The sequence below is a fragment of the Pseudomonas sp. MWU12-2319 genome (genome assembly GCF_023242525.1).
GTDB classification, from domain to species: Bacteria; Pseudomonadota; Gammaproteobacteria; order Pseudomonadales; family Pseudomonadaceae; genus Aquipseudomonas; species Aquipseudomonas gingeri_D.
On the sequence record NZ_JALJES010000002.1, the window covers coordinates 141,329 to 167,223 of the forward strand.

General features: G+C 61.8%; 22 protein-coding genes. 14 read left to right on the top strand and 8 right to left on the bottom strand.

Features of this window, described 5'->3' with window-relative positions; translation table 11 throughout:
* Nucleotides 1-175: 175 nt before the first annotated feature.
* Nucleotides 176-1,075, top strand: coding sequence for a lipid kinase YegS (gene yegS, locus M5C01_RS03355; RefSeq protein ID WP_152737311.1), 900 nt, complete (start codon nucleotides 176-178; stop codon nucleotides 1,073-1,075).
* Here yegS and M5C01_RS03360 read toward each other — a convergent pair.
* The 3 genes from M5C01_RS03360 to M5C01_RS03370 form a co-directional block, all read right to left on the bottom strand.
* The gene (locus M5C01_RS03360) at nucleotides 1,059-1,721 is read right to left on the bottom strand and encodes a response regulator transcription factor (protein WP_103496715.1); all 663 of its coding nucleotides are present in this window, start codon (nucleotides 1,719-1,721) and stop codon (nucleotides 1,059-1,061) included. The genes yegS and M5C01_RS03360 overlap by 17 nt on opposite strands.
* Entirely contained in the window at nucleotides 1,718-2,608 is an 891-nt protein-coding gene (locus M5C01_RS03365; protein WP_152737312.1) for a sensor histidine kinase, read from the bottom strand. The genes M5C01_RS03360 and M5C01_RS03365 overlap by 4 nt, the downstream gene beginning before the upstream one ends.
* 469 nt (nucleotides 2,609-3,077) lie before the next feature.
* Nucleotides 3,078-3,542, bottom strand: a complete 465-nt coding sequence (locus tag M5C01_RS03370; RefSeq protein WP_103496717.1) for a hypothetical protein — start codon at nucleotides 3,540-3,542, stop codon at nucleotides 3,078-3,080.
* Between the two features lie 565 nt (nucleotides 3,543-4,107).
* Here M5C01_RS03370 and M5C01_RS03375 point away from each other — a divergent pair.
* Together M5C01_RS03375 and M5C01_RS03380 are read left to right on the top strand one after the other, a co-directional pair.
* Nucleotides 4,108-5,037 (top strand): chemotaxis protein CheV, encoded by a 930-nt coding sequence (locus tag M5C01_RS03375; protein WP_103496718.1) that lies wholly within the window; start codon nucleotides 4,108-4,110, stop codon nucleotides 5,035-5,037.
* Between the two features lie 192 nt (nucleotides 5,038-5,229).
* Nucleotides 5,230-6,036 (top strand): MOSC domain-containing protein, encoded by an 807-nt coding sequence (locus tag M5C01_RS03380; protein ID WP_152737313.1) that lies wholly within the window; start codon nucleotides 5,230-5,232, stop codon nucleotides 6,034-6,036.
* Between the two features lie 59 nt (nucleotides 6,037-6,095).
* Here M5C01_RS03380 and M5C01_RS03385 read toward each other — a convergent pair whose 3' ends face one another.
* Nucleotides 6,096-8,024, bottom strand: a complete 1,929-nt coding sequence (locus tag M5C01_RS03385; RefSeq protein ID WP_152737314.1) for a transglycosylase SLT domain-containing protein — start codon at nucleotides 8,022-8,024, stop codon at nucleotides 6,096-6,098.
* A gap of 214 nt (nucleotides 8,025-8,238) precedes the next feature.
* On the opposite strand from M5C01_RS03385, the gene M5C01_RS03390 reads away from it, so the two are divergent.
* Complete coding sequence (locus M5C01_RS03390) at nucleotides 8,239-10,155, top strand: ATP-binding cassette domain-containing protein (protein WP_152737315.1); 1,917 nt, start codon at nucleotides 8,239-8,241, stop codon at nucleotides 10,153-10,155.
* Nucleotides 10,156-10,253: 98 nt separating this feature from the next.
* Here M5C01_RS03390 and M5C01_RS03395 read toward each other — a convergent pair whose 3' ends face one another.
* Nucleotides 10,254-10,697, bottom strand: coding sequence for a universal stress protein (locus M5C01_RS03395; RefSeq protein WP_103496722.1), 444 nt, complete (start codon nucleotides 10,695-10,697; stop codon nucleotides 10,254-10,256).
* A 103-nt stretch (nucleotides 10,698-10,800) separates the two neighbouring features.
* Between M5C01_RS03395 and M5C01_RS03400 the strand changes: the two genes are divergently transcribed.
* From M5C01_RS03400 to M5C01_RS03430, 7 genes are all read left to right on the top strand, one after another.
* On the top strand, nucleotides 10,801-11,238 hold the full coding sequence (locus tag M5C01_RS03400) for a hypothetical protein (protein ID WP_103496723.1): 438 nt from the start codon (nucleotides 10,801-10,803) through the stop codon (nucleotides 11,236-11,238).
* A 353-nt stretch (nucleotides 11,239-11,591) separates the two neighbouring features.
* Complete coding sequence (gene fadB, locus M5C01_RS03405) at nucleotides 11,592-13,739, top strand: fatty acid oxidation complex subunit alpha FadB (protein WP_103496725.1); 2,148 nt, start codon at nucleotides 11,592-11,594, stop codon at nucleotides 13,737-13,739.
* 29 nt (nucleotides 13,740-13,768) lie between these two features.
* Entirely contained in the window at nucleotides 13,769-14,944 is a 1,176-nt protein-coding gene (fadA, locus tag M5C01_RS03410; RefSeq protein WP_103496726.1) for an acetyl-CoA C-acyltransferase FadA, read from the top strand.
* Nucleotides 14,945-15,029: 85 nt separating this feature from the next.
* A complete protein-coding gene (locus M5C01_RS03415; RefSeq protein ID WP_100939173.1) occupies nucleotides 15,030-15,266 on the top strand; it encodes a DUF1653 domain-containing protein in 237 nt (78 codons plus the stop codon).
* Between the two features lie 114 nt (nucleotides 15,267-15,380).
* Nucleotides 15,381-17,996, top strand: coding sequence for a type I DNA topoisomerase (gene topA, locus M5C01_RS03420; RefSeq protein ID WP_152737316.1), 2,616 nt, complete (start codon nucleotides 15,381-15,383; stop codon nucleotides 17,994-17,996).
* 156 nt (nucleotides 17,997-18,152) lie between these two features.
* Nucleotides 18,153-18,674: a DUF6586 family protein gene (locus M5C01_RS03425; protein WP_103496728.1), complete on the top strand. Its 522-nt coding sequence runs from the start codon at nucleotides 18,153-18,155 to the stop codon at nucleotides 18,672-18,674.
* 176 nt (nucleotides 18,675-18,850) lie between these two features.
* Nucleotides 18,851-19,087, top strand: a complete 237-nt coding sequence (locus tag M5C01_RS03430) for a hypothetical protein (protein ID WP_100939176.1) — start codon at nucleotides 18,851-18,853, stop codon at nucleotides 19,085-19,087.
* A gap of 107 nt (nucleotides 19,088-19,194) precedes the next feature.
* Here M5C01_RS03430 and sulA read toward each other — a convergent pair whose 3' ends face one another.
* Together sulA and lexA are read right to left on the bottom strand one after the other, a co-directional pair.
* Nucleotides 19,195-19,668, bottom strand: coding sequence for an SOS-induced cell division inhibitor SulA (sulA, locus tag M5C01_RS03435; RefSeq protein ID WP_152737317.1), 474 nt, complete (start codon nucleotides 19,666-19,668; stop codon nucleotides 19,195-19,197).
* Between the two features lie 10 nt (nucleotides 19,669-19,678).
* Nucleotides 19,679-20,287 carry a transcriptional repressor LexA gene (gene lexA, locus M5C01_RS03440; protein ID WP_103496730.1) on the bottom strand — a complete coding sequence of 203 codons (609 nt, stop codon included), beginning with the start codon at nucleotides 20,285-20,287 and terminating at the stop codon, nucleotides 19,679-19,681.
* A gap of 239 nt (nucleotides 20,288-20,526) precedes the next feature.
* On the opposite strand from lexA, the gene M5C01_RS03445 reads away from it, so the two are divergent.
* From M5C01_RS03445 to M5C01_RS03455, 3 genes are all read left to right on the top strand, one after another.
* Entirely contained in the window at nucleotides 20,527-21,243 is a 717-nt protein-coding gene (locus M5C01_RS03445) for a TetR/AcrR family transcriptional regulator (protein ID WP_103496731.1), read from the top strand.
* A gap of 205 nt (nucleotides 21,244-21,448) precedes the next feature.
* Entirely contained in the window at nucleotides 21,449-22,447 is a 999-nt protein-coding gene (gene nagZ, locus M5C01_RS03450) for a beta-N-acetylhexosaminidase (protein ID WP_177102616.1), read from the top strand.
* Nucleotides 22,448-22,457: 10 nt separating this feature from the next.
* Nucleotides 22,458-23,201 (top strand): S-methyl-5'-thioinosine phosphorylase, encoded by a 744-nt coding sequence (locus M5C01_RS03455; protein WP_152737318.1) that lies wholly within the window; start codon nucleotides 22,458-22,460, stop codon nucleotides 23,199-23,201.
* Here M5C01_RS03455 and M5C01_RS03460 read toward each other — a convergent pair.
* A complete protein-coding gene (locus M5C01_RS03460) occupies nucleotides 23,198-25,891 on the bottom strand; it encodes a DEAD/DEAH box helicase (RefSeq protein WP_152737569.1) in 2,694 nt (897 codons plus the stop codon). The two genes, M5C01_RS03455 and M5C01_RS03460, sit on opposite strands and share 4 nt — an antisense overlap.
* Nucleotides 25,892-25,895 lie beyond the last annotated feature (4 nt).

A 25,895-nucleotide genomic window follows, 5' to 3' on the forward strand; every position in this document is an offset into this window, starting at 1 on the left:
AAAGCGCATGAAACAGCAGACTGCTATCCAAATGACGGCTTATTGTAAAAAAAATCCGACTAATTCTTTCGTATTAGGACTACATAAATAGCAGATAAATTCAATGGGTCGAGAGTCTTTTTGCTTCGGCCGCGGTCAACATCTTTCACGGTCACGTTGAAGGAAGACAAGGCTCATGAACGAGCGCAAGGCATTGTTGATTCTGCATGGCAAACAAGCCCTCAACGAGGCTGTGCGGGCCGCTGTCGAGGGCAAGCGGGCCGAGGGCTGGGACCTGGCGGTGCGCCTGACCTGGGAGGCCGGCGATGCCCGGCGCCTGGTCGGCGAAGCGCTGGCGCTGGGCTATCGGCAGTTGATTGCCGGCGGCGGCGACGGCACTCTGCGCGATGTCGCCGAGGCCCTGGCCAATGCCGAAGTGGACGCCAGCCTGGTGTTGCTGCCGCTGGGGACTGCCAATGACTTTGCCCGTTCGGCCGGTGTGCCGCTGGAGCCGGCCCAGGCCCTGGCGTTGCTTGAGGTCCCGGCGCGGGCGATCGACCTTGGCGGCGTCGGCGAGCAGATATTCCTCAACATGGCCACCGGCGGCTTTGGCAGCCTGGTCACCGCCAATACTTCGGAAGATCTGAAAAAACTGCTGGGAGGCGCTGCCTACCTGTTTACCGGCCTCAGCCGTTTCAGTGAGTTGCATGTCGCCTATGGCGAGCTGCAGGGGCCGGATTTCCACTGGAAGGGCGATCTGCTGGCATTGGGCATCGGCAACGGTCGCCAGGCGGGAGGTGGGCACCCGCTGTGCCCCGAGGCGCTGGTCGACGACGGCATGCTCGATATCAGCATCCTGCCGGCCCCCCAGGAGATGATCACGACCTTGCGCGAGTTGATGGCCGGTGGCTGGGGGCTGGACAACCTGTTTGTCCGGGCTCGCCTGCCCTGGGTCGAAATCAAGGTGTCCGAGGGGTTGTACCTCAATCTCGACGGTGAGCCCTTGCTCAGCGACAGCCTGCGTTTCGAGGTCCGTCCGGCGGCCCTGCGGGTGCACCTGCCGGAGGATTCACTGCTGCTCAGTCGTCGAGGCTGATGATCTGCTCACGCACGGCGAACAGCACCAGGCCGGCGACGTCGAAGATCTGTAGCCGTTTCATGATCTGCGAACGGTGGGTTTCCACGGTCTTGATGCTCAGGCCCAGGCCATTGGCGATTTCCCGGGTCGACTTGCCGCGCACGATCAGCCGCAGGATCTCCAACTGACGCCCGGTCAGGTTGTGGTTGGCGCTCCGTTCGGCCGGCAGGTTGCGCTGGACCTGGGTCAGGGCCTGGTTGATCACCGTATGGGCGATGGCCGGGCTCAGGTAGCGCTCGTTGCTGCGCAGGGCATCCAGGGCCTGGGCCAGTTCGGTGGCGGTGGTGTCCTTGAGCAGGTAGCCGTGGGCACCGATTTCCAGGGCCTGCATGATCAATTGCGGGTCGGTGTGCATCGACAGGATCAGCACCTTGCTCTGCGGGCGCACCGCCTTGAGCTTGCGCAGGGCATCCAGGCCACCGGTTTCGCGCATGGACAGGTCGAGCAGGATGATGTCCGGGTTCAGCCGTTCCACGGCATCGAGCAACTGCGCGCCGTCGCTGGCTTCGCCGATCACGGCGTAACCCGGGATATCCAGTACCAGGGCGCGGACACCGGCCCGGATCAGTGAGTGGTCATCCACCAGGAGTAGGGTGCAGGTCATGGAGCCTTATTCTTGCTGGCGCGTTCCAGGGCGCGTGGCGCCCAGGGCAGCAGTGCTTCGATCTGCGTACCTTTGCCGGGTCCGCTGGTGACTGTCAATGTTCCGCCTGCCTGTTCAATGCGTTCAGCCATGCCGGCCATGCCGCGCTGGCCCGCCTCGCCGGGATTGCGCGCCGGCGAAAAGCCCTGGCCGTCGTCGGCGATGTGCAGGGACAAGCCTTCGGGCAAGCGCTGGATACGCACCAGCAGGTTACGCGCCTGGGCATGGCGCAGCATGTTGGTGACGGCTTCCTGGGTCACGCGGAAGGCGGTCACCGCCATCTCCTCGGGGATGCCGGTCAGCCGCTGGTGACACTCCAGGCTCCAGAGCACGCTGGTGTTTTCCAGGGTCTTGAGCAAATGCGCGCGCAGACTGGCCTCCAGGCCAAGGCTGGTCAACTGGCGGGGATTGAGAATGGCTGAAACGTCGCGAACCTTGGCCAGGGTTTCGTCGAGGGTGTGGCCCAGGGTCTCGCAGTGACTTTGCAGGTCGTCGGGCAAGCGCCGTTGCAACCACTGGGTCTGGAGCTTGGCCGCGGTGAGCAACTGGCCGATGTCATCATGCAGTTCGCGGCTGAGGCGATGTCGCTCGTTCTCTTGCACCTGGAGCAGGCGATCAGCCAGTTCCTGCGGCTGGAACTGGATGGAGGTGCCGGCGTCGCGGTGCTGGAGCCAGACGCTGGCCAGGGCGGCCAGGTTGAGGATCAACAATCCCGTCGGGAAGCCTGTACAGGTGCTGTAGATGAGCAGGCTGGCGATAGCCGAACTGACGCATAGCACGACTGTCAGCCGGCGGGCATTTTTTCGAGACGGGAGCCAAGGCTTGAATGACTTGAGGCTGGCGTACATAGCGTATGGAGCCGATGAATGTTCGCTACGGGTAGACCGTCAGGACAACCGACAGGCCAAGTTTGAAAAACGGGTACGGTTTAATGTGTGCGTTCGAGGTGAAACAGTGTCAGGGTGAGAAACTTTGCGCAATGATGTCATTTTGATATCTATTTACAAAATTACTAAGCTGTACAAGTACATATGCGAATAAACGGCATGGTAGCACGCGATTCGGGAGCAGTCGCTCTCGGCCGGTATATGTCCGAGTGGTCAACTTTTATCGTACGTTTGTTCCACAAAATACCCTTGGGCAAGCTTACTCCAACTGAAGCCCGATGGCTGTTCCGGGGGGCTTTATCGCGTAGACGCTAGTTATTCTTTTTGCATTAAAAAACCATCGCCTGAAACCTGAAAGTTCGAGGGGAGTTGTTATTGTCGTTTTTAGGTATGAAGAGGGCGGGTCGAAGGCGCGAGGAGGGCGAACGGTTCAAACGGATCGTTCGGGGAAGGTGATCAGGGTGAAGGTCCTGGGCTCGGTGATAGCGGAGCCATATTGGCCGGTCTGGATGGCGAGCGCGGTGATCAGTTCGGACTCTTCGTCGTCGTCCAGGCCCAGTTGACCGGTACGCGGGTCGATCAATTCGACTTGCCAGGCCAGCAGCGTCAAGCAATTGCGCAGGGCCAGCAAGGCGTCTTCATGCAGGTTCAGCGGGTCCTGGGGCTGGCTCAGGAGGGCGTGGATCTGGCGCGAGAACCGGGCCATGGAGCGTACGCCCAGGCCTTGCGCGCAGATGGCCAGGGTGTGCAGCGAGACGAGAAGGCAATCGATGGCGTCCTTGTCGTTGCGGATCAGCTCCAGGTGCTGGCAGCACTCCTGCATTTTCGTTTGCAGGGCTTGGGCCTCGACCAGGAACTCCGGCAGGCTGGCTTGCCGTTCTTTACCGTTCAGCATGCTTTATCTCCTTGAATGCATAGGCAGGCGATAGAAGGTCGCACGGGGCGAACGGTTTTAAAGTTAATGCCGACAGGGCGCGTGTGTCTGTAGTCTGTTTCTGATTGTTTCGAATTACAGCTATTGCATTTCGTTCTCAGGTGCAAGTTGGCGGGCACCCGAAAGCGCCGCGGGCAGGTCCGCAGAAATTCACCGGAAGCGGCGGCCCAGAGGGCTTGAGCACGATGGGTGAAGGTGTTCACCGGGCTGTCTGGCCGAGGTCCTGCAATCGAAAGCAAAAGCCTGACTCCATTCATGCAATGAGAATGGCGTCACATTAATGGCTATTGGATATCGCGAATATCAGGTTGGGCCTGATTGTCACTAGGGGATTCCCCTAGTATGGGGAACTCTGACTGCCATTTGCGGTCGCGCATGGCAACAAGGAGGGGGTGAACTGAGTAAAGCATGATGCTAATGTGACATCAATGCTTTTGGCAGGTATTTGGCCGGAGGGTCAAGCTCCGATATTCTCCGCCGATAACCTATTCAATGTCACTTTCAGCAGCAAGCCCAGGAGTCATTAATGGCCGGCATTCTCGACACAGTAGATCAACGTACGCAACTGGTGGGTGAGAACCGGCTGGAAATTCTCATGTTCCGTCTGGCGGGGCGCCAGCTGTTTGCGATCAACGTGTTCAAGGTCCAGGAAGTGCTGCAACTGCCCAAGTTGACCTTGATGCCCCAGCGTCACCCGTTTGTCTGCGGCGTGGTCAACCTGCGCGGCCAGACACTGCCGGTGATCGACCTGTCCCAGGCGATCGGCATGCGTCCGCTGGTGCCGGGGCCCGACAGTACTATCATCGTCACCGAGTACAACCGTTCGGTGCAGGCGTTCCTGGTCGGTGGCGTGGACCGCATCGTCAACATGAACTGGGAAGCCATTCTGCCGCCGCCGACCAGCGCCGGTCGCCAGCATTACCTGACCGCCATCAGCAAGGTGGACGACCAGTTGGTGGAAATCATCGACGTGGAAAAGGTCCTGGCCGAGATCGTGCCGTACAACGCCAAGGTGTCCCGTGAAAAGCTCGACGACCCGATCATGGAGCAGGCCCGTGGCCGTGAAGTGCTGTTGGTCGACGACTCGAACGTGGCCCTGTCCCAGTTGCGCGATACCCTCGGGCAACTGGGGGTGAAAATGCACATCGCCAGCGACGGCTTGAAGGCCCTGAACATGCTCAAGGGCTGGGCGGATGGCGGTGCGGTGATGACCGACAAGCTGCTGATGGTTTTCACCGACGCGGAAATGCCGGAAATGGACGGTTACCGCCTGACCACCGAAATTCGTAACGACCCTCGCCTGCGCGGGCTGTATGTGGTCCTGCATACCTCGTTGTCCGGCAGCTTCAACGATGCCATGGTGAAGAAGGTCGGTTGCGACAACTTCCTCTCCAAGTTCCAGCCGGACAAGTTGGTGGATGTGGTACGTCAGCGGTTGATGCTGGATAACGCCTGATCCCCGCGGACTTGCAAACACCGCTGAACCTGTAGGAGCCGGCTTGCCGGCGATGAGGTCGGTAAGCCTTGCATTGATCTTGCGGGCATCATCGCCGGCAAGCCAGCTCCCACAAAATCGCGTTCCAGCGCAAAAATGCCGTCGTGCCCGTCCTCCTGTAGAATCGCTGTTTTGTCTCTCCGGGAGCTGGACATGTTGCGTCTGAGCGCGCTGTATCGATATCCGTTGAAATCAGCCCGGGGCGAGGCCTTGCGCCAGAGTCCGCTGGACGAGCTGGGCCTGGCCGGGGACCGGCGCTGGATGCTGGTGGACGAGGCCAGTGGACGCTTTCTGACCCAGCGCGCGGTGGGCAAGATGAGTCAGTTGTCGGCGCTGTGGAACTCTGCCTGCGGCCTGACCCTGAGTGCTCCCGGCCATTCGGCGCTGGACGTGGCCTTGCCCGGCAAGGACGACACTTTGCGTGGCGTGACCATCTGGAGCGACACCTTGCGTGTGCCGGATGCCGGCGATGAGGCGGCGGCCTGGCTGAGCGGGTTTATCGGCAAGCCGACCCGCCTGGTGCATGTGCCGTTGGAGCGCGCCCGCCTCACCGAGGCCGGCTATGGCAGGGAAGAGGATCGGGTGGCGTTTGCCGATGGTTTTCCTTTGCTGCTGATCGGCCAGGCTTCTCTGGATGACCTGTCGCAGAAGGTCGGGCGTAAGCTGGAAATGCTGCGCTTCCGGCCAAACCTGGTGATCGAGGGCGGCGATGCCTTTGCCGAAGACGGCTGGAAGCGAATTCGCATCGGCGACGTCGAGTTTCGGGTGGTGAAACCCTGTTCCCGCTGCATCCTGACCACCCTCGATCCGCAGACCGGCGAGCGCAGTGCCGACCGCGAGCCCTTGACGACCCTCAAGACTTACCGCGAGCAGGGTGGCGATGTGATGTTCGGGCAGAACCTGGTCAATGATGGCCAGGGGGTTCTGGAGGTCGGGATGCCGGTGACGGTGCTCGAATAGCAGGGTTTTACAGGCGCGGTCACTGTAGGAGCCGGCAAGCCGGCTCCTACAAAACCAGATTATTGGTCGTCGAAATAGCGCTCGTTCCAATCCACCAACGGCTGTGGTGAGTTGAGCTTCTGGCCGTAGATCACCGAGTATGACAACACGTTCTGCACGTATTGGCGGGTTTCGTCGAACGGAATGCTTTCCACCCACACGTCGAAGCCCAGGTGGTTGGCACCCTTGAGCCACTGCCTGACGCGGCCGGGGCCGGCGTTGTAGGCGGCGGTCGCGAGCACGCGGTTACCGTTGAACTGGCCGTGCACCTGGCTCAGGTAGGCCGCCCCCAGTTGGACGTTCTTGTCCGGGTCCAGTACCTGCTGCGGCGAGGCCAGTGGAATGCTGAACTTGCGCGCGGTTTCCTTGGCGGTCCCCGGCATCAGTTGCATCAAACCGCTGGCCCCCACGCCTGAGCGGGCATCATCCATAAAGGCGCTTTCCTGGCGGGTAATGGCAAACACCCAGCTCGAGTGCAGCCCGCGAATCTTGGCTTCACGCACCAGGGTGTCGCGATGGGCCATGGGGAAGCGGATATCGAGGTCATCCCAGTATTGCGCCTGGCTGATGGTACGGATGGCTGGGAAATACCATTTCAGGTCATAGGCCAGCTTGGCCTGGGCGACCATTTCATCACGGCTGAACAGACGGCTGACGTGGTACCACTCGCGGCGCCCGTCGACCACCTGGCCGCGGTCATGCAGTTCCAGCGCGCGGAGTATGCCCGGGGTATTGCGGACCTTGTTCATCACCTGTGCGCTGAGCACCAGGGGGCGGTTGGTCAGTTGGTAAGGCGTCTGCGAGCGGTCCGCGGCCAGGAAACCATAGAAGTCGCGTTCGCGGGCGACGTTCTTCAGCAGTACCAGGGCTTGCGGATTTGCCGGTTCCGCCAGCTCCAGGCTGCGGGCTTGCCAGTAGCGCCAGCGATTGGTGGTCGCCAGGTCCTGTGGCAGTCGGCGTGTCAGTTGGTAGGCGTCTTCCCAGCGGCCCAGGCGCAGCAGCAGGCGCAGGCGCCATTCGGTCACGGTGTTGTCGCGCAACTCCGGGTCGTACTGGGTCATGATCTCCAGTGCGCGGCTGTCGTAGCGGCGGGCCAGGGTCAGGCCGATTTCGCGGGCGATCGCAACCTTTTCGTCACGGGAGAAGTGCATGCTCGCGGCATAGCTGTCGAGCAGGGGCATGGCCTTGTCCGGGTCCTGGCGAGCCAGGCGACGCAGGCCGAGGCCGACGACATCGGACATGGCCTCATCCGCCGGAAGGAAGCGCGAGGATTGGCTCAACAGTTCCGGCTTCTGCGCCACGTCGATCAGCAGGCGTCCCTGGGGCGCAAGGGTGGTCAGTCCGCTGGCCAGGCTGCTGGCCAGGCCATAGTTGCGTGCATCGGCTGCCAGTTTTAGGCGCTGCCAGCGTTTCTGTTCGGTCAATTGGCCATCGGCGGCCCAACTGCTGAACAGGGCGTCGCAGGCACTCGGTTGGGTCTTGCCGGTCATCCAGAGTTTTTCCGCCGTGGCATAGCCCTCGGCGCGCAGGTTATGGCTGAGCTGATACTGGCCGTAGAGGCAGTCCAGTTCGGTGAAATTCAGTTTGGGGTCGTAGTACTTGACGAAGGGCTGCCAGTCGCCGCGTTCGGCCAGCCAGCGCAACCAGCGCAGCTTCATCCAGTTGGCCTGGGGCAGGTCGCCATGGGCGGCGAGGAATTGCTCGATCTCGGCATTGCTCGCGGTTTTCAGACGCGCGGTCAACTCGTCGTAGGCCAGGTAGGGCTCCAGCGGATAGTTCTGGAGGGCGTCCTGGTAGCGGAAATAAGGGCCCGAGTCGCCGTTGGCGAGGGCGCGCTTGGCTTCATCGTAAAACTGGCGTTGCTGGGAGAGCTCTACCGCCTGGGCGGCTTGGACGGCGCAGGTAGAAAGAAGCAGACACGATAAAAAATTGAACAGACGGCTGCGCATGGGAGTTCCGAGAAAATAAAACCTGGCAAGCCGTGGAAAATTCCGCGGCTGATTACTAATAGCTTAGCTGTTTGCCATCCGTGGGAGAACGTTTTACCGGTTGTCGTACGTAACTTGATACCAATTGTCATCTTGAACCGAGGTGCCGATAAAATTGCCGGCCGCCTCCTGGCTCAAGTCAGGTAGAATGCGCGCCCGGTTTTTGGAGAAGCTCATGACCCTGCTCAAATTCAGCGATGTGTCCCTTGCCTTCGGCGCCATGCCGTTGTTGGACAAGGTGTCGTGGCAGATCGCCCGTGGTGAGCGGGTGTGCATCATCGGCCGCAACGGCACAGGCAAGTCCAGTATGTTGAAGCTGGTCAAGGGCGTGCAAAAGCCCGATGACGGCTCCGTCTGGCGTGCGCCCGGCCTCAAGATCGGCGAGTTGCCGCAAGAGTTGCCGCTGGCCGACGATCGCACCGTGTTCGATGTGGTTGCCGAGGGCCTGGACGGGGTCGGCGCGTTGCTCGCCGAGTACCACCACCTGAGCCAGAACATCGTCACCGATGCCGACCTGGACAAGCTCATGCATGTCCAGCACGACCTCGAAGCCCGCGATGGCTGGCGCTTGCAGACCCTGGTCGACAGCACCCTGAGTCGCCTGCAACTGCCGGCCGACAAGACCCTCGCCGAGTTGTCCGGCGGCTGGCGTCGGCGCGTCCTGCTGGCCCAGGCACTGGTCTCGGAACCGGACCTGCTGCTGCTCGACGAACCGACCAACCACCTGGACATCGGTGCGATCGCCTGGCTGGAAGAAGCCTTGAAGGATTTCCAGGGCGCGGTGCTGTTCATCACCCACGACCGTTCTTTCCTGCAGAACCTGGCCACCCGCATCCTCGAACTGGATCGCGGCGGCCTGATCGACTGGAACGGCGACTACGCCAGCTTCCTGGTGCACAAGGAAGCCACGCTGGCGGCCGAGGAAACCGCCAACGCGCTGTTCGACAAGCGCCTGGCCCAGGAAGAAGTCTGGATCCGCCAGGGCATCAAGGCCCGCCGCACCCGTAACGAAGGCCGTGTGCGCGCCTTGAAAGCCCTGCGCGTTGAGCGTAGCGAGCGTCGCGAGCGCACCGGCAAGGCGAACATCCTGCTCGATACCGCCGACAAGTCCGGCAAGCAGGTGATGGTGCTGGAAAACGTCAGCTTCGCGCACCCGGGTGGCCCGTTCCTGATCAAGGATTTCTCCATGGTCCTGCAACGTGGCGACCGGATCGGCCTGCTCGGAGCCAACGGCACCGGCAAGACCACTCTGCTCAAGCTGATGCTCAATGGCCTGCAGCCGACCAGCGGCACGGTGGAAGAGGGGACGCGCATCGACGTGGCCTACTTCGACCAGTTGCGCCATCAACTGGACCTGGAAAAGACCGTGATCGACAACGTCGCCGAAGGTCGCGACTTTATCGACATCGACGGCCAGAGCCGTCACGTGCTGAGCTACCTGGGCGACTTCCTGTTCAGCCCGCAGCGTGCGCGTACGCCGGTCAAGGCCTTGTCCGGTGGTGAGCGCGCGCGCCTGCTGCTGGCCAAGTTGTTCAGCAAACCGTCCAACCTGCTGGTACTCGACGAACCGACCAACGACCTCGATGTGGAAACCCTCGAGTTGCTGGAAGAAGTGTTGTTGACGTTCAGCGGTACCGTGCTGATGGTCAGCCACGACCGGGCTTTCCTCGACAACGTGGTCACCAGCACCCTGGTTTTCGAAGGCGAGGGCAAGGTGCGCGAGTACGTCGGTGGTTACCAGGACTGGCTGCGCCAGGGCGGTTCGCCGCGTTTGCTCGGTGTGACCGAGAACAAATCCGGCAAGGCCGAGCTCAACTCCGCGGTAGTGGCGGCTGCGCCGGCACCTGCGGCAGCGGCCGAACAGCCGGTGGCGAAGAAAAAGCTCAGCTACAAATTGCAGCGCGAGCTGGAAGCGTTGCCGGGTGAAATCGAAGCCAAGGAACAGCAGATTGCCGCCGTTGAAGCCGAAATGGCCGAGTCGGGGTTCTATCAGCGTCCGGCGGCGGAGACCGCCGCGGTCATCGCCGGGCTGGAAAAACTCCAGGCCGAGCTGGAAGTGATGGTGGAACGTTGGGCCGAGCTGGACGCCTGATGATCGGGCAGTGACAAAAAAGCCCGGCCCCATTTGCGTGGGTGCCGGGCTTTTTATTGGTGTTGCCGATATTTTATGACTTGCGCGAACCTGTAGGATCAGGTCGGGCGTTTGACCAGGTGCACCGCCAGCACATCGCAGGGCGCACCGTGCAGGACGTCATTGGCGGTGGAGCCCAGCAGCAGCGCCAGGCCGTGGCGGCCATGGCTGCCGACCACGATCAGGTCGCAATGCTGTTCCTTGGCCAGATGGTGGATTTCCTGGCGCGGCTGGCCGTAGGTCAGGTGGCAGTTGTCCCGCGAGACCTCCGGGTATTTGACGATCAGCCGATCGAGGCGCTCCTTGGCCTGGTCGAATTGCTGTTGCTGCAACTGCGAAAGGTCCATCGGCACGTCACCGCCGAACGCCATGGCCATGGGCTCGACGATATGCACCAGGGACAGCTTGGCTCCGCTGCTGACCGACAGTTCGCGTGCGCGCTTGATGACCGGGTCGCATTCTTCTGTCAGGTCGACAGCTACCAGAATGTGTTCGTAGCTCATGAAAGGCACTCCTGAGGATCGCATTAGCTTTAAGTATGGCTGGTTTCAAGCGGATTGGTTCGGCGGCGAACCCATCGCTCATCAAGAATCGAGAGAGTTAGATATGACGGTATGGATAGTGGTGTCAATCCTCGCGCTGGTATTGAGCCCCCTGGCCTGGTTGCGTCCATCGCGCCGCCAGAGCGGGATGATGGCCGTGCGCATGGAGGCGCGGCGCATCGGCCTGGGCATGCAACTGGCGCCCCAGGAGTGGCCGCACTGGCTGCCTCACGAGCCGCCGAGCCCCTGTGCGCAATACCATCGGCCGCGCCTGCGCGCCGACAGCCCGTGCTGGTGCTATTGGCAGACCGCCCCGGGAGTCTGGGCCAACCAATGGCGGGAAATCTTGACCGATGACAAGCTGCTGGCGCATTTGCGCACGTTGCCGGACAACGCCTACAAGATCGAGGCGGACAAGCAGATGATCGCCGTGTATTGGGGCGAGCGCGGCGATGCCCAGGCCTTGCCGGCCATCGCGGCGGTGCTCAAGGCCCTGGCTTGACGCAGGGCGGGATCGGCCGCTCGCCGCTACACTATTGATTCGCTGAATGGTCGGCCATAAAGCCAGGCGCCCACGGGGCTTTCACGCCCGGAATATGACCGGGAAGTCGTTTTTTTCGCGATGTTTTCGGCAATTGACAATTGCCGCGAATTCCGTGAAGGTGTCCACACCCAAATCAAACGGGCGTATGAATTGAGCGTTTGTCTGATCAGACGGCTCCAAACAGAATCCCGACTATCGCGTTGGCGGGTGTGCCTGGCGGCTTGGCGTAGCATCGACGGTAACGTCAGTGCCGTACCATCCGCTCGCGTCCGACGTGTACTGTTCAGCTTCCATATCGTGGAGATCAGTTGATGATTTACGAAGGTAAAGCCATCACGGTTAAGGCTCTTGAAAGTGGCATCGTCGAACTGAAGTTCGACCTCAAGGGTGAGTCCGTCAACAAGTTCAACCGTCTAACCCTGGGCGAATTGCGCCAGGCCGTGGACACCCTCAAGGCTGATGCGTCCGTCAAGGGCGTGATCGTCAGCAGCGGCAAGGACGTGTTTATCGTCGGCGCCGACATCACCGAATTTGTCGACAACTTCAAGTTGCCGGATGCCGAGTTGGTCGCTGCCAACCTCGAAGCCAACAAGATTTTCAGCGATTTCGAAGACCTGGCCGTGCCGACTGTCGCCGCGATCAATGGCATCGCCCTGGGCGGCGGTCTGGAAATGTGCCTGGCCGCGGACTTCCGCGTCATGTCCAGCAGCGCCAAGATCGGCCTGCCGGAAGTCAAGCTGGGCATCTACCCGGGCTTTGGCGGTACCGTCCGTCTGCCGCGCCTGATCGGTGCGGACAACGCCATCGAGTGGATTGCCGCCGGTAAGGAAAACCGTGCCGAAGACGCCCTGAAAGTCGGCGCCGTCGATGCCGTGGTTGCTCCGGAAAAACTCCAGGAAGCCGCTCTGGAACTGCTCAAGCGCGCCATCTCCGGCGAGCTCGACCACAAGGCCAAGCGCCAGCCGAAGCTGGACAAGCTCAAGCTCAACGCCATCGAACAGATGATGGCCTTCGAAACCGCCAAGGGTTTTGTTGCCGGTCAAGCCGGTCCGAACTACCCGGCTCCGGTCGAAGCGATCAAGACCATCCAGAAAGCCGCCAACTTTGGCCGCGACAAGGCCCTGGAAATCGAAGCCGCCGGCTTCGTGAAACTGGCCAAGACCTCGGCTGCGCAAAGCCTGATCGGTCTGTTCCTGAACGACCAGGAACTGAAGAAAAAGGCCAAGGCCTACGACGAAATCGCCAGGGACGTGAAACAGGCCGCCGTATTGGGCGCCGGTATCATGGGTGGCGGTATCGCTTATCAGTCGGCCTCCAAAGGCACGCCGATCCTGATGAAGGACATCAACGAGCACGGCATCGAGCAGGGTCTGGCGGAAGCCGCGAAACTGCTGGTCGGTCGCGTTGATAAAGGTCGCATGACCGCGGCGAAGATGGCTGAAGTGCTCAACGGCATTCGTCCTACGCTGTCCTACGGTGATTTCGGTCACGTCGATCTGGTGGTTGAAGCGGTCGTCGAGAACCCTAAAGTCAAGCAAGCGGTACTGGCGGAAGTGGAAGCCCAGGTCAAGGAAGATGCGATCCTCGCCTCCAACACCTCGACCATTTCCATCAGCCTGCTGGCCAAGGCCCTCAAGCGTCCGGAAAACTTCGTCGGCATGCACTTCTTCAACCCGGTACACATGATGCCGCTGGTGGAAGTGATCCGTGGCGAGAAGTCCAGCGAAGAAGCGGTCGCCACCACCGTGGCCTACGCCAAGAAAATGGGCAAGAACCCGATCGTGGTCAACGACTGCCCGGGCTTCCTGGTCAACCGTATCCTGTTCCCGTACTTCGGCGGTTTCGCCAAGCTGGTCAGCGCCGGTGTGGACTTTGTCCGTATCGACAAGATCATGGAGAAGTTCGGCTGGCCGATGGGCCCGGCCTACCTGATGGACGTGGTCGGCATCGACACCGGCCACCACGGTCGTGACGTGATGGCTGAAGGTTTCCCGGACCGTATGAAGGACGATCGCCGTTCGGCGGTGGATGCCCTCTACGAAGCCAATCGCCTGGGTCAGAAAAACGGCAAGGGTTTCTACGCCTACGAGACCGACAAGCGCGGCAAGCAGAAGAAAGTCGCCGATTCGTCGGTGCTGGAAGTGCTCAAGCCGATCATCTACGAGCAGCGTGAAGTGACCGACGAGGACATCATCAACTGGATGATGGTCCCACTGTGCCTGGAAACCGTGCGTTGCCTGGAAGACGGTATTGTCGAAACCGCCGCCGAAGCCGACATGGGTCTGGTCTACGGTATTGGTTTCCCTCCCTTCCGTGGCGGTGCGTTGCGCTACATCGATTCCATCGGTGTCGCCGAATTCGTGGCCCTGGCCGATCAGTACGCCGACCTGGGCGCGCTGTACCACCCGACCGCGAAGCTGCGTGAAATGGCCAAGACCGGCCAGCGGTTCTTCGGTTAAGCGCCCACACTAGAGCGAGAGTGAACGATATGAGCTTGAATCCTAGAGACGTCGTGATTGTCGACTTCGGTCGTACTCCGATGGGCCGCTCCAAGGGCGGCATGCACCGCAACACCCGCGCCGAGGACATGTCGGCGCACCTGATCAGCAAACTGCTGGAACGCAACGTCAAGGTTGACCCGAACGAAGTCGAGGACGTGATCTGGGGCTGTGTGAACCAGACCCTGGAGCAGGGCTGGAACATCGCCCGCATGGCGTCGCTGATGACCCAGATCCCGCACACCGCGGCCGGCCAGACCGTCAGCCGCCTGTGTGGCTCGTCCATGAGCGCGCTGCACACCGCCGCCCAGGCGATCATGACCGGCAACGGTGACGTCTTCGTCGTCGGCGGCGTCGAGCATATGGGCCATGTCGGCATGATGCACGGTGTCGATCCGAACCCGCACATGTCGCTGTACGCGGCGAAAGCCTCGGGCATGATGGGCCTGACCGCGGAAATGCTCGGCAAGATGCACGGCATCACCCGCGAGCAGCAGGACGCCTTTGGCGTGCGCTCCCACCAGTTGGCCCACAAGGCCACCGTGGAAGGCAAGTTCAAGGACGAGATCATCCCTATGCAGGGTTATGACGAGAACGGCTTCCTGAAGGTGTTCGACTACGACGAAACCATTCGTCCGGAAACCACCCTGGAAAGCCTGGCGGCCTTGAAGCCGGCGTTCAACCCCAAGGGCGGCACCGTGACGGCGGGGACTTCCTCGCAGATCACCGACGGCGCCTCGTGCATGATCGTGATGTCGGCCCAGCGTGCCCAGGACCTGGGGATCCAGCCTTTGGCGGTGATCCGTTCCATGGCCGTGGCGGGTGTGGATCCGGCAATCATGGGCTATGGTCCGGTACCGGCGACCCAGAAAGCCCTCAAGCGTGCGGGCCTGGCGATCTCCGACATCGACTTCTTCGAACTCAACGAAGCCTTCGCCGCACAGGCCCTGCCGGTGCTCAAGGATTTGAAAGTGCTCGACAAGATGAACGAGAAGGTTAACCTGCACGGCGGCGCGATTGCCTTGGGCCACCCATTCGGTTGTTCCGGTGCGCGGATTTCCGGCACCTTGCTCAACGTGATGAAGCAGAATGGCGGTACCCTTGGGGTAGCCACCATGTGCATTGGCCTCGGCCAGGGCATCAGCACCGTCTTCGAACGCGTCTAAGCGTCTCGTCGAAGGAAGCCGGGGCCTGGTGCCCCGGCTTTTGTTTTTCCGAATTTTTTTATTTTTATTTGTAAGGAGCCGATACATGAAATTGGAACCCGGGCTCTATCAGCATTACAAGGGGCCGCAGTACCGTGTTTTCAACGTTGCGCGGCACTCCGAGACCGACGAGGAGCTGGTGTTCTACCAAGCCCTGTATGGCGATTACGGCTTTTGGGTACGTCCCTTGAGCATGTTCCTGGAGTCGGTCGAGGTTGACGGCGAACAGGTCCCGCGCTTTGCTTTGGTGCAAGCTGAACCGAGCCTTTTTTCAAGGCCTTGAGGAGAGGTCGCGCAGAACCCTGCGCTTGACCTCACCTTGTAGCCACTATATATAGCGGTGCCGCGTCAGGCGCAGGCCGCCTCTCACTTCTAGCATTCAGGAATTTTCTGATCCATGGGCAAATCGCTGGTCATTGTGGAATCCCCGGCTAAGGCCAAGACCATCAACAAGTACTTGGGTACCCAGTACGTGGTGAAGTCGAGTATCGGCCATATCCGAGACCTGCCCACCAGCGGTTCGGCGAGTGCCACCAAAGAGCCCGCTGCCAAGCGCGGCAAGGCGGCGGTTGGCGAAGCCCCCGTGCTGACGGCGAAGGAGAAGGCGCGCAAGCAGCTGGTCTCGCGCATGGGCGTCGACCCGGATCACGGCTGGAAAGCTCGCTACGAGATCCTTCCCGGCAAGGAGAAGGTGATCGAGGAGCTGCGCCGCCTGGCCAAGGATGCCGACACCATCTATCTCGCAACCGACTTGGACCGCGAAGGGGAAGCCATTGCCTGGCATCTGCGCGAAGCCATCGGTGGTGACGACAGCCGCTACAAGCGCGTGGTGTTCAACGAGATCACCAAGAAAGCCATCCAGGAAGCCTTCTCGGCGCCCGGCGAGCTGGATATCGATCGCGTCAATGCCCAGCAGGCCCGCCGTTTCCTCGACCGGGTCGTGGGTTACATGGTCTCGCCGCTGCTCTGGTCGAAGATCGCCCGTGGCCTCTCCGCCGGTCGCGTACAGTCGGTGGCGGTGAAGCTGGTGGTCGAGCGTGAACGCGAGATCCGTGCGTTCAACCCCGAAGAGTACTGGGAAGTCCACGCCGACCTCGGCACCGCCAAGGGCGCCAAGGTGCGCTTCGAAGTGGCGCGGGAGAAGGGCGAGGCGTTCAAGCCGCTGAATGAAGCCCAGGCCATGGCGGCCCTGGAGAAGCTCAAGGCGTCGGCCTACACCATCGCCAAGCGCGAGGACAAACCGACCAGCAGCAAGCCGTCGGCCCCCTTCATTACGTCCACCCTGCAGCAGGCCGCGAGCAACCGCCTGGGCTTCGGCGTGAAGAAAACCATGATGATGGCCCAGCGCTTGTACGAAGCGGGCTACATCACCTATATGCGTACCGACTCCACCAACCTCTCGGTTGATGCCGTGGCGATGGCGCGGACCTATATCGAAGGCGAGTTCGGCGCGAAGTACCTGCCGGAAAACGCCAACGTCTACAGCAGCAAGGCCGGCGCCCAGGAAGCTCACGAAGCCATCCGTCCTTCGGATGTGAATACCGACCCGAGCAAGCTGTCGGGCATGGAACGTGATGCCGAGCGCCTCTACGAGCTGATCTGGCGCCAATTCGTGGCCTGCCAGATGCTGCCGGCGCAATACCTGTCGACCACCGTCAGCGTCGCCGCCGGTGACTTCGAGCTGCGTGCCAAGGGCCGTATCCTCAAGTTCGACGGTTACACCCGTGTCTTGCCGCAGATGAGCAAGCCGGGCGACGACGATGTGCTGCCGGACATGGCCCAGGGCGAGGTGATGAAGCTGATCCAGCTCGATCCGACCCAGCACTTCACCAAGCCGCCGGCCCGTTACTCCGAAGCCAGCCTGGTCAAGGAAATGGAAAAGCGCGGTATCGGTCGTCCTTCGACCTACGCGGCGATCATCTCGACCATCCAGGATCGTGGTTATGTGGCGCTGCACAACCGTCGCTTCTACTCCGAGAAGATGGGCGACATCGTCACCGAGCGCCTTTCGGAAAGCTTCTCCGACCTGATGGACTACGGTTTTACCGCCAGCATGGAAGAGCATCTCGACGACGTGGCCCAGGGCGAGCGTGACTGGAAGAACGTGCTCGACGAGTTCTACGGCGACTTCAAGAAAAAGCTCGAAGTGGCTGAAAGCCCTGACAGCGGCATGCGCGCCAACCAGCCGGTGATGACTGACATCCCGTGCCTGACCTGTGGCCGGCCGATGCAGATTCGCACCGCCTCCACCGGCGTGTTTCTCGGCTGCTCGGGTTACAGCCTGCCGCCCAAGGAACGCTGCAAGGCCACCGTCAACCTGGTGCCGGGGGATGAAATCGCCGCCGACGACGAGGGTGAATCGGAATCCCTGGTGCTGCGCGGCAAGCATCGCTGCCCGATCTGCAGCACGGCGATGGACGCCTACCTGCTGGACGAGAAGCGCAAGCTGCACATCTGCGGTAACAACCCGGATTGCGACGGCTACGAGATCGAAGAAGGCAGCTACCGCATCAAGGGCTACGAAGGCCCGAGTCTGGAATGCGACAAGTGCGGTAGCGAGATGCAGCTCAAGACTGGCCGTTTCGGCAAATTCTTCGGGTGCACCAACGCGACCTGCAAGAACACCCGCAAGCTGCTCAAGAGCGGTGACGCGGCGCCGCCGAAGATGGACCCGGTGAAGATGCCGGAACTCAAGTGCGATAAGGTCAACGACACCTATATCCTGCGTGACGGTGCTTCCGGCCTGTTCCTGGCCGCCAGCCAGTTCCCGAAGAACCGTGAAACCCGCGCGCCGCTGGTGATCGAGATCCTTCCCCACAAGGACGAGATCGATCCCAAGTACCACTTCCTGTGTGATGCTCCGCAGAAGGACCCGGACGGTCGTCCATCGGTCATTCGCTACAGTCGCAAGACCAAGGAGCAGTACGTGCAGACCGAAGTGGAAGGCAAGCCGACCGGCTGGAAGGCGTTCTACGACGGCGGCAAATGGACGGTGGAAGACAAGCGCTCGTAAGCTGAGCACCTGATCCGCTGATCGGGTGTGAGCACCGGGGCCGCGTGAAAACTTGGGTTTTCACGCGGCCTTTGTCTTTTTTGGCTTGCGGCGAACTTGGTCGATCCCTGAAACTGACTGACCTGCCTGTGGCCTTTTTCCCTGGAGCGCGCCGTCATGGCCAACGAACTCTATACCCGTACCAACCAGAAGATCTTTTACGCCGGCCTGGCCCTGGAAGCCCTGGGCAAGGCCGAGACGAGCGGGGCGATGAATGCCCTGGCGCTGATCCAGGCCGAGCGCGAAGCCGCGGTGTTTCATCTATACGGTGCGCTGCTCGGGCTCTGCCATGAGATTGCCGGCTTCTACCGCCTGCCCCAGGCCGCCGCGCCGCGGGCCGAGTTGCTGCTGACCCGCGAAGTGCTGGAGGCGATCGCCATTCCGGAAATGGCCGAGCTGGTGGAGTTGGCCCATGGCCCGCAGACCTGGCTGGCCCGCTTGATCAGTGCTCATGCTGCACTGTATCTGCCGCCCCAGGCCCCCAGGAAGGTCAAGGGCGACGTGTTGCAGCCGTTGATCGTGGCGGTGAGCCTGGATGAGGACGAGGCGCCCGAGCTGGGGCGTGAGGAGTTGGAGAGCTGGCGGCAGAACCTGAAGGCGCTGGCGATCCGTTTTCGCGATGGGCTCAACGAGTGCTGAGTGATTGAACGGGCATATGGATGAACAGAGGGCGATTATTTTGTCGCCTTTTTCTTTGAAAAAAGTAGTCTCCATCTGTCAGATGTTCATCAAGTGGTAAAGAAAGCGCTTCAGTTCTCCTGCGAGGTGCCGTTGATGACTGATACAATAATGGCCTTTCGTGGAGAACTGACACTATGCCTACGTCCTTTCTAGAAATTGTCGAGCTGCCGGACGGCCGCATCGAGCTGCGCCGGGCCGAGGACGAAGGTTCTCTGGTGACCCTTAACTTTTCCGAAGATGCCAAGGCGTTCCTGCAGGGCCAGCATGTCGAGGTGGCCAAGGCCATGTTGAGCGTCGGCGTGCAGATGGCTGGGCGTTTGGCCGAAGGTGAAATCGAGAAAGACGACGGCGGGCCACGGGTTCTTCATTGAAACCGAGGCTCGTTCGACGCTGGATGACATTTCAGATCGGCTTCTCTGTCCTGGAGAAGCCCTGAGCGATCAGCATGCCACACCGGCCCTGACGGCCGCTCAATCCGTCAGCCCAAACGAATATTCAGACTTTGCGCATCGCCTTGGCGAGCCGCGCTGATCAGTTGTTGGCGCGCACTGGCGTTCAGCGGGTTCAGCCAGCTGACCACGGTGTGGCTACGGCCCAGGCGCAAGGCTTCACAGGTCAATTGCTGGGCGTTTTGAGCGCTGCTGGGTTGCAGGAGCAGAATCCGCTCCCGGTTGAGCCCTGCATCCCGCAGCCAGGCCTGGGTCAGGCTGGCTGGCGGGGCGATCAGGGTCAGCCAGCGGGCCTCCTGATCCTGGCTCAACTCCCGCAGGATCGGTGCCAGCAGGCTCAGGCAACTCCCGGCAGCGCCCCGCAACGACAGCTCACTGAACACTTCTGGCTCAGTGCTCCAGGGGGCTTCGACCACCTCCTTGAGCAGGGGCGCGAGGGGTTGCGCCATGAACGCTTCGAACAGGGAAAGTTGTGCATGTTGTGGGGTTTGCTGGAATTGCATGACGCCTCCTTCAGCGGCGAATAACGCCGACACTCAAACCTTCTATGACGAAGTCCTGGTCTTTCAGGTTGACTTCGATGGGGGCGAACTCGGGGTTTTCCGCCAGCAGCCAGACCTTGCTGCCTTCGCGCTTGAAGCGCTTGACGGTGACGTCGTCGCCGATCCGCGCCACCACGATCTGGCCATTGCGGGCTTCGCGGCAGGTGTGCACGGCCAGCAGGTCACCGTCGAAAATGCCGACGTCCTTCATGCTCATGCCGTGAACGCGCAACAGATAGTCGGCCCGGGGATGGAAGAAGGTCGGGTTGATGTTGCAGGATTCCTCGACGTGCTGCTGGGCGAGAATCGGCGCACCGGCGGCCACGCGGCCGATGATCGGCAGGGTGGATTCATCGCTCTTGGCTTCGAAACCGGGGATACGAATGCCGCGGGATGCGCCCGGGGTCATTTCGATCGCACCCTTGCGGGCCAGGGCCTTGAGGTGCTCTTCGGCCGCGTTCGGTGACTTGAACCCCAGCTCCAGGGCGATTTCCGCGCGGGTCGGCGGATAACCATTGTCATCCAGGCATCGTTTGATAAAGGCCAGAATCTCGGCTTGGCGTGGCGTCAGTTTTATCATGTTGAGCGCTCTGTCTTTTTATACAGTGACTGGGATTATATACAGTGCAAGGCGCTTGGCAATCCTCCTTTTTCTCGTGTCCGCCGGACGGTCTCCGGGCTATGGCCGCCGAGGATGGCTACAGGCCAGGATTTGTATGATTTAATGCTCGACCGGTGGGCCACGAACGGACCGCCAGACTTGACATTCCCAGGGCTGAAACGTATGTTTCAAACAAGTGTTTGTCAGGCGGAGTAACCATGGCCCAGTCGGAAACCGTTGAACGCATTCTCGATGCTGCCGAGCAATTGTTCGCGGAAAAAGGTTTCGCCGAGACCTCATTGCGGTTGATCACCAGCAAGGCGGGGGTCAATCTCGCGGCGGTGAACTACCACTTCGGCTCGAAGAAGGCCCTGATCCAGGCGGTGTTCTCGCGTTTCCTCGGCCCGTTCTGCATCAGCCTCGACCGTGAGCTGGAGCGACGCCAGGCCAAACCCGAGGTCAAGCCCGGGCTGGAAGAGCTGCTGGAAATCCTCGTCGAGCAGGCGCTGGTGGTACAACCGCGTAGTGGTAACGATCTGTCGATCTTCATGCGTTTGCTGGGCCTGGCCTTCAGCCAGAGCCAGGGCCACCTGCGGCGTTACCTGGAAGACATGTACGGCAAGGTGTTCCGACGCTATATGCTGTTGGTCAACGATGCCGCGCCACGGATTCCACCGATCGAGCTGTTCTGGCGCGTGCACTTCATGCTCGGCGCGGCGGCGTTCAGCATGTCGGGTATCAAGGCCTTGCGGGCGATTGCCGAGACCGACTTCGGGGTCAATACCTCCATCGAGCAGGTCATGCGCCTGATGGTGCCGTTCCTCGCGGCCGGCATGCGTGCCGACAGCGGTGTCACCGATGCCTCCATGGCGGCGGCGCAACTGCGCCCGCGCAGCAAGTCGACACCGGCACCGGCTGCGGCTGCCAAGGTTTGATAAGGTACGGGTGGGCGCGCCGGCTTTGATCCGCTAAGCTGCCGCCCATGCCTGATTTCTTTTTGTTCCAAGCCTCCCTTGCCCGTTCCTGCTTGCCTGGCGCTGTCCATGGCAAGGTGTTGCCGTGCCTGTCTGTCGCCGCCTGGCGTGCAGGTCCGCGAGGGCAATGGGCACTTTTGTCCAAGGATTCCCTATGAGTACTGCCCTGCAAGGCTCCCTGATGGTGGACGTCGCCGGTACCTGGTTGACGGCTGAAGATCGCCAGTTGTTGCGCCAGCCGCAAGTCGGCGGGTTGATTATCTTTGCGCGCAATATCGAGCACCCGCGCCAGGTTCGCGAACTGAGCGCGGCGATTCGCGCCGTGCGCCCGGACCTGCTGCTGGCGGTCGACCAGGAAGGCGGACGGGTGCAGCGCCTGCGCCAGGGCTTCGTACGCTTGCCGGCGATGCGCGCGCTTGCCGACAATCCGAACGCCGAATACCTGGCCGAGCAGTGCGGCTGGCTGATGGCGACCGAGGTGCTGGCGGTGGGCCTGGACCTCAGCTTTGCGCCGGTCCTGGACCTCGACTATCAGCGCAGCGCGGTGGTCGGCAGCCGCGCCTTCGAGGGTGATCCCGAGCGTGCGGCGTTGCTCGCCGGAGCCTTTATCCGCGGTATGAACAGCGCCGGCATGGCCGCCACCGGCAAGCACTTCCCCGGCCATGGCTGGGCCGAAGCCGACTCCCATGTGGCGATTCCCACCGATGAGCGGAGCCTGGATGAGATCCGCGCCAATGACCTGCTGCCTTTCGCCCGCTTGAGCAAACAGCTTGCCGCGGTGATGCCGGCCCATGTCATCTATCCACAGGTCGATGCGCAACCCGCCGGTTTCTCGCGCCGTTGGCTGCAGGAGATCCTGCGTGGCGAATTGCAATTTGACGGGGTTATCTTCAGTGATGACCTGTCGATGGCCGGTGCTCACGTTGTTGGTGACGCCGCCAGTCGGATCGAAGCGGCGTTGTCCGCCGGCTGTGACATGGGCCTGGTGTGCAACGACCGTGCGGCCGCCGAGTTGGCCTTGAGTGCCGCCCAGCGCCTGAAGGTCCAGCCGTCGCCGCGTATTGCGCGGATGCGCGGCCAGGGGTTCGCCCGCACCGATTATCGCCAGGATCCACGCTGGTTGTCGGCGTTGATGGCGCTTAAAGATGCTCAACTGATTGACTGAGGAATCCCGCATGACGGTTTACGCGATTATCGGCGGCACGGGCCTGACCCAGCTCGAAGGCTTGAGCATTCGTCAGTCGTTGACGCTGGATACGCCCTACGGCGCCCCTTCGGCGGATATCCAGATCGGTGAATACGCCGGGCGTGAGTTGCTGTTCCTGGCGCGTCATGGGCACCCGCACCGTTTTGCGCCGCATCAGGTGAACTACCGGGCCAACCTCTGGGCGCTGAAACAGGCGGGAGCCGAGGCGATCCTGGCGGTCAACGCCGTGGGCGGGATTCATGCGGCAATGGGCACCGGGCATTTCTGTGTGCCGCATCAGTTGATCGACTACACCAGCGGTCGCCAGCACACTTATTTTGCCGATGATCTGGAGCAGGTGACCCATATCGATTTCAGCTATCCCTACAGCGAAGGCCTGCGGGCACAGCTGATTGCGGCGCTGGCGGCCGAGGGGTGCGCCTATAGCAGTCATGGCGTCTATGCCTGCACCCAGGGGCCGCGCCTGGAGACAGTGGCCGAGATCGCCCGGCTGGAACGCGACGGCTGCGATATCGTCGGCATGACCGGCATGCCGGAAGCCGCACTGGCCCGCGAGCTGGAACTGGACTATGCCTGCCTGGCATTGGTGGTGAACCCGGCGGCGGGCAAGTCGACGGCGGTGATCACCATGGCCGAGATCGAGCAGGCCTTGCATGACGGCATGGGCCAGGTGAAGTCGACCCTGGCGCGGGTGCTCGCGGCGGGCCGTTAACGACCGGCTTTCTTGTCCGGCAGCGGCGCGAACAGGGCTTCGATATCGTCGTTCTGCAACTGCCAGTCGCCGGCCTGACGGCCGTCGAGCACACCGGCGGCCAGGTCCGATTTTTCCCGTTGCAGGTGCTGGATCTTTTCCTCCACCGTGCCGCGGGCAATCATCTTGTAGACGAACACCGGCTTCTCCTGGCCAATCCGATAGGCGCGGTCGGTGGCCTGGTGTTCGGCGGCCGGGTTCCACCACGGATCGTAGTGGATCACCGTGTCGGCTTCGGTGAGGTTCAGCCCCACGCCGCCGGCCTTGAGGCTGATCAGGAAAATCTGCAACTTGCCGCTCTGGAAGTCCTTGACCGGCGTGCGCCGGTCACGGGTCTGCCCGGTCAGCAGCGCATAGGCCACCCCGCGTTTACGCAACTCCACCTCGATCAGTGACAGCATCGAGGTGAACTGCGAGAACAACAGGATCCGCCGCCCTTCGTCGAATAACTCCTCGAGCATCTCCATCAGGCTGTCGAGCTTGCCGGAGGCGCTGCCGCGCGCGGGCAGGGGCGCGTCGTTGACCAGGCGCAGGTCGCAGCAGACCTGGCGCAGCTTGAGCAGCGCCTCGAGGATGATGATCTGGCTGCGGGCCACGCCCTTGCGGGTGATCTCGGCGCGGACTTTCTTGTCCATGGCCAGGCGCATGGTCTCGTAGACATCGCGCTGGGCCTCGTTGAGTTCGACCCAGTGGATGATCTCGGTCTTGGGGGGCAGTTCGGTGGCCACCTGTTCCTTGGTGCGGCGCAGCAGGAAGGGCTTGATCCGGCCGTTGAGGTGTTGCAGGCGGACTTCACTGGCGTGTTTTTCGATCGGAGTTCGATAGTCGCGGTTGAAGCTTTTCACGTCCCCCAGCCAGCCCGGCAACAAAAAGTGAAACAACGACCAGAGCTCGCCCAGGTGGTTTTCCAACGGCGTTCCGCTCAGGCACAGGCGTTGCCGCGCATCCAGCTCGCGGGCGGCCTGGGCGGCCTTGCTGCCGGGGTTCTTGATGTACTGCGCCTCGTCGAGTACCAGCACGTGCAGCGGCTGGGCCTTGAGCAGCTCGATATCCTTGGGCAGCAGGGCATAGGTGGTGAGCAGCAGGTCGTAATCCTGCAATTGCTCGAAATGCTTCTTGCGTCCGGCGCCGTACAGCGCCAGCACCTTGAGCTGCGGGGTGAAATGCGCCGCCTCGTCCAGCCAGTTGGGAATCAGGCTGGTGGGCATCACCACCATGCAGGGACGGTCCAGGCGCCCGGCCTGCTTTTCGCTGAGAATGTGGGCCAGGGTCTGCAAGGTTTTTCCCAGGCCCATGTCATCGGCCAGAATGCCGCCGACTTCCAGTTGCCGTAGCGACTGCATCCAGCTCAGGCCTTCGTGCTGGTAAGGGCGCAGCGTCGCGTTGAGGCCTTCGGGGATCGCCGCGCTGTAGTCGCGGATATCCCGCAACCGCTGGGCGAAGCCACGAATCTGTTCGCCGCCTTCCCAGAGCAGCGACAGCTCGTCCAGCGGGTTGAGCCGGGTCGCATCGGCATGGCTCAGGCGCAGGCGGGTGGTACCGGGCTCCTGCAGGTAGAACTCGCCCAGGGTGTTCAGCACCGGCCGCAGGCGCCCATAGGGCAAGGCGACTTGCAGCGGCCCGTGGTTGCCGGCGGGGGAGGCCGGGATATTCACCAGGATCAGTTCGTCGTCGCGGCGCCGGGCCAGGCGCTCGGGATTGAGCAGTTCGGTATGCGAGCGCACCAGGTTCAGCAGGATCGGTAGCAGGCTCAGGCGCTCGCCATTGACGATGATCCCCAGCTCCAGGTCGAACCAGTCGCGTTCGGGGGCTTCGTCAACCGTGGCGTACCAGTCCTCCACGGGGCTGAGGTCGAAACCGAAGTCCTCCTCGATCTGCAATTCCCAGCCCTGGGCGCGCAGGCCCGGCAGTTCGTTGAGGGTGAAATTCAGCCAGGCGCTGTCATTGACCATTTCGAACAGCTCGCCGGCACTTTCCGGCAATGCCTTGCTCTGGCGCGTGGCGATCTTGAACCCCAGCAGGCGCAATTGCTCGCGACAGGCCTTTTCCGCTTCAAGCTGACGCTTGATACGCAGGCTCTGGTGTTCCTGGCGCAGGATGATATCGGCGTTTTTCTGCCCGCTGACGTACTCGCCCAGGTACTCGAAGGAGAGGGCCGCACGGTGCTGGATATAGCGCTGCATCCGCCCGTTGCGCGGCTCGAAGGCACTGAACTCGATGCTCGCCAGCCACAGGCGTGGCACCGGCATCAGGTCGTCGATCTGCTGTTGTGGCAAGGGTGACGGCGTGCGTGCATCCAGTACCGCCTGGAGTTTTTCCAGCAATTGGGCGTCTTTTTCCGCCGCCGGGTAGGCCAGGGTTTCCTGGACCTGCAGCAACACCGCGGCGGTGTGCTTGCAGCAGCTGCGCACCGGGCAGGTACAGGTGGCGTCGACCACCAGCAGCGTGCCTTTGGCGGACTCACGCAGGTGAATGGTCTGGCGATAGGTATTGCCGCCCGAGCCTTCGCAACTGGCGGTAATGGTGCTGTCGCCGGCCTGGACGATCCTCACGCGGTTTTCCAGGGCGTAGCGCCGGCCCCGTTCGAGGCTCTGTTCCTTGAAGCGACTGACCCAGGACGCGGCGAGCGGTTTCGTCAGGGCGGGCGTCAGGGAC

What these genes read in the sequence shown, in the direction of transcription:
- M5C01_RS03445 (WP_103496731.1), top strand. Translation starts at nt 20,527, where the DNA reads ATGGCCCAGTCGGAAACCGTTGAACGCATTCTCGATGCTGCCGAGCAA.
- M5C01_RS03375 (WP_103496718.1), top strand. Translation starts at nt 4,108, where the DNA reads ATGGCCGGCATTCTCGACACAGTAGATCAACGTACGCAACTGGTGGGT.
- lexA (WP_103496730.1), bottom strand. Translation starts at nt 20,287, where the DNA reads ATGATAAAACTGACGCCACGCCAAGCCGAGATTCTGGCCTTTATCAAA.
- topA (WP_152737316.1), top strand. Translation starts at nt 15,381, where the DNA reads ATGGGCAAATCGCTGGTCATTGTGGAATCCCCGGCTAAGGCCAAGACC.
- M5C01_RS03390 (WP_152737315.1), top strand. Translation starts at nt 8,239, where the DNA reads ATGACCCTGCTCAAATTCAGCGATGTGTCCCTTGCCTTCGGCGCCATG.
- sulA (WP_152737317.1), bottom strand. Translation starts at nt 19,668, where the DNA reads ATGCAATTCCAGCAAACCCCACAACATGCACAACTTTCCCTGTTCGAA.
- M5C01_RS03365 (WP_152737312.1), bottom strand. Translation starts at nt 2,608, where the DNA reads ATGTACGCCAGCCTCAAGTCATTCAAGCCTTGGCTCCCGTCTCGAAAA.
- M5C01_RS03360 (WP_103496715.1), bottom strand. Translation starts at nt 1,721, where the DNA reads ATGACCTGCACCCTACTCCTGGTGGATGACCACTCACTGATCCGGGCC.
- fadA (WP_103496726.1), top strand. Translation starts at nt 13,769, where the DNA reads ATGAGCTTGAATCCTAGAGACGTCGTGATTGTCGACTTCGGTCGTACT.
- M5C01_RS03370 (WP_103496717.1), bottom strand. Translation starts at nt 3,542, where the DNA reads ATGCTGAACGGTAAAGAACGGCAAGCCAGCCTGCCGGAGTTCCTGGTC.
- M5C01_RS03385 (WP_152737314.1), bottom strand. Translation starts at nt 8,024, where the DNA reads ATGCGCAGCCGTCTGTTCAATTTTTTATCGTGTCTGCTTCTTTCTACC.
- M5C01_RS03380 (WP_152737313.1), top strand. Translation starts at nt 5,230, where the DNA reads ATGTTGCGTCTGAGCGCGCTGTATCGATATCCGTTGAAATCAGCCCGG.
- M5C01_RS03400 (WP_103496723.1), top strand. Translation starts at nt 10,801, where the DNA reads ATGACGGTATGGATAGTGGTGTCAATCCTCGCGCTGGTATTGAGCCCC.
- M5C01_RS03425 (WP_103496728.1), top strand. Translation starts at nt 18,153, where the DNA reads ATGGCCAACGAACTCTATACCCGTACCAACCAGAAGATCTTTTACGCC.
- M5C01_RS03395 (WP_103496722.1), bottom strand. Translation starts at nt 10,697, where the DNA reads ATGAGCTACGAACACATTCTGGTAGCTGTCGACCTGACAGAAGAATGC.
- M5C01_RS03430 (WP_100939176.1), top strand. Translation starts at nt 18,851, where the DNA reads ATGCCTACGTCCTTTCTAGAAATTGTCGAGCTGCCGGACGGCCGCATC.
- M5C01_RS03455 (WP_152737318.1), top strand. Translation starts at nt 22,458, where the DNA reads ATGACGGTTTACGCGATTATCGGCGGCACGGGCCTGACCCAGCTCGAA.
- fadB (WP_103496725.1), top strand. Translation starts at nt 11,592, where the DNA reads ATGATTTACGAAGGTAAAGCCATCACGGTTAAGGCTCTTGAAAGTGGC.
- M5C01_RS03415 (WP_100939173.1), top strand. Translation starts at nt 15,030, where the DNA reads ATGAAATTGGAACCCGGGCTCTATCAGCATTACAAGGGGCCGCAGTAC.
- yegS (WP_152737311.1), top strand. Translation starts at nt 176, where the DNA reads ATGAACGAGCGCAAGGCATTGTTGATTCTGCATGGCAAACAAGCCCTC.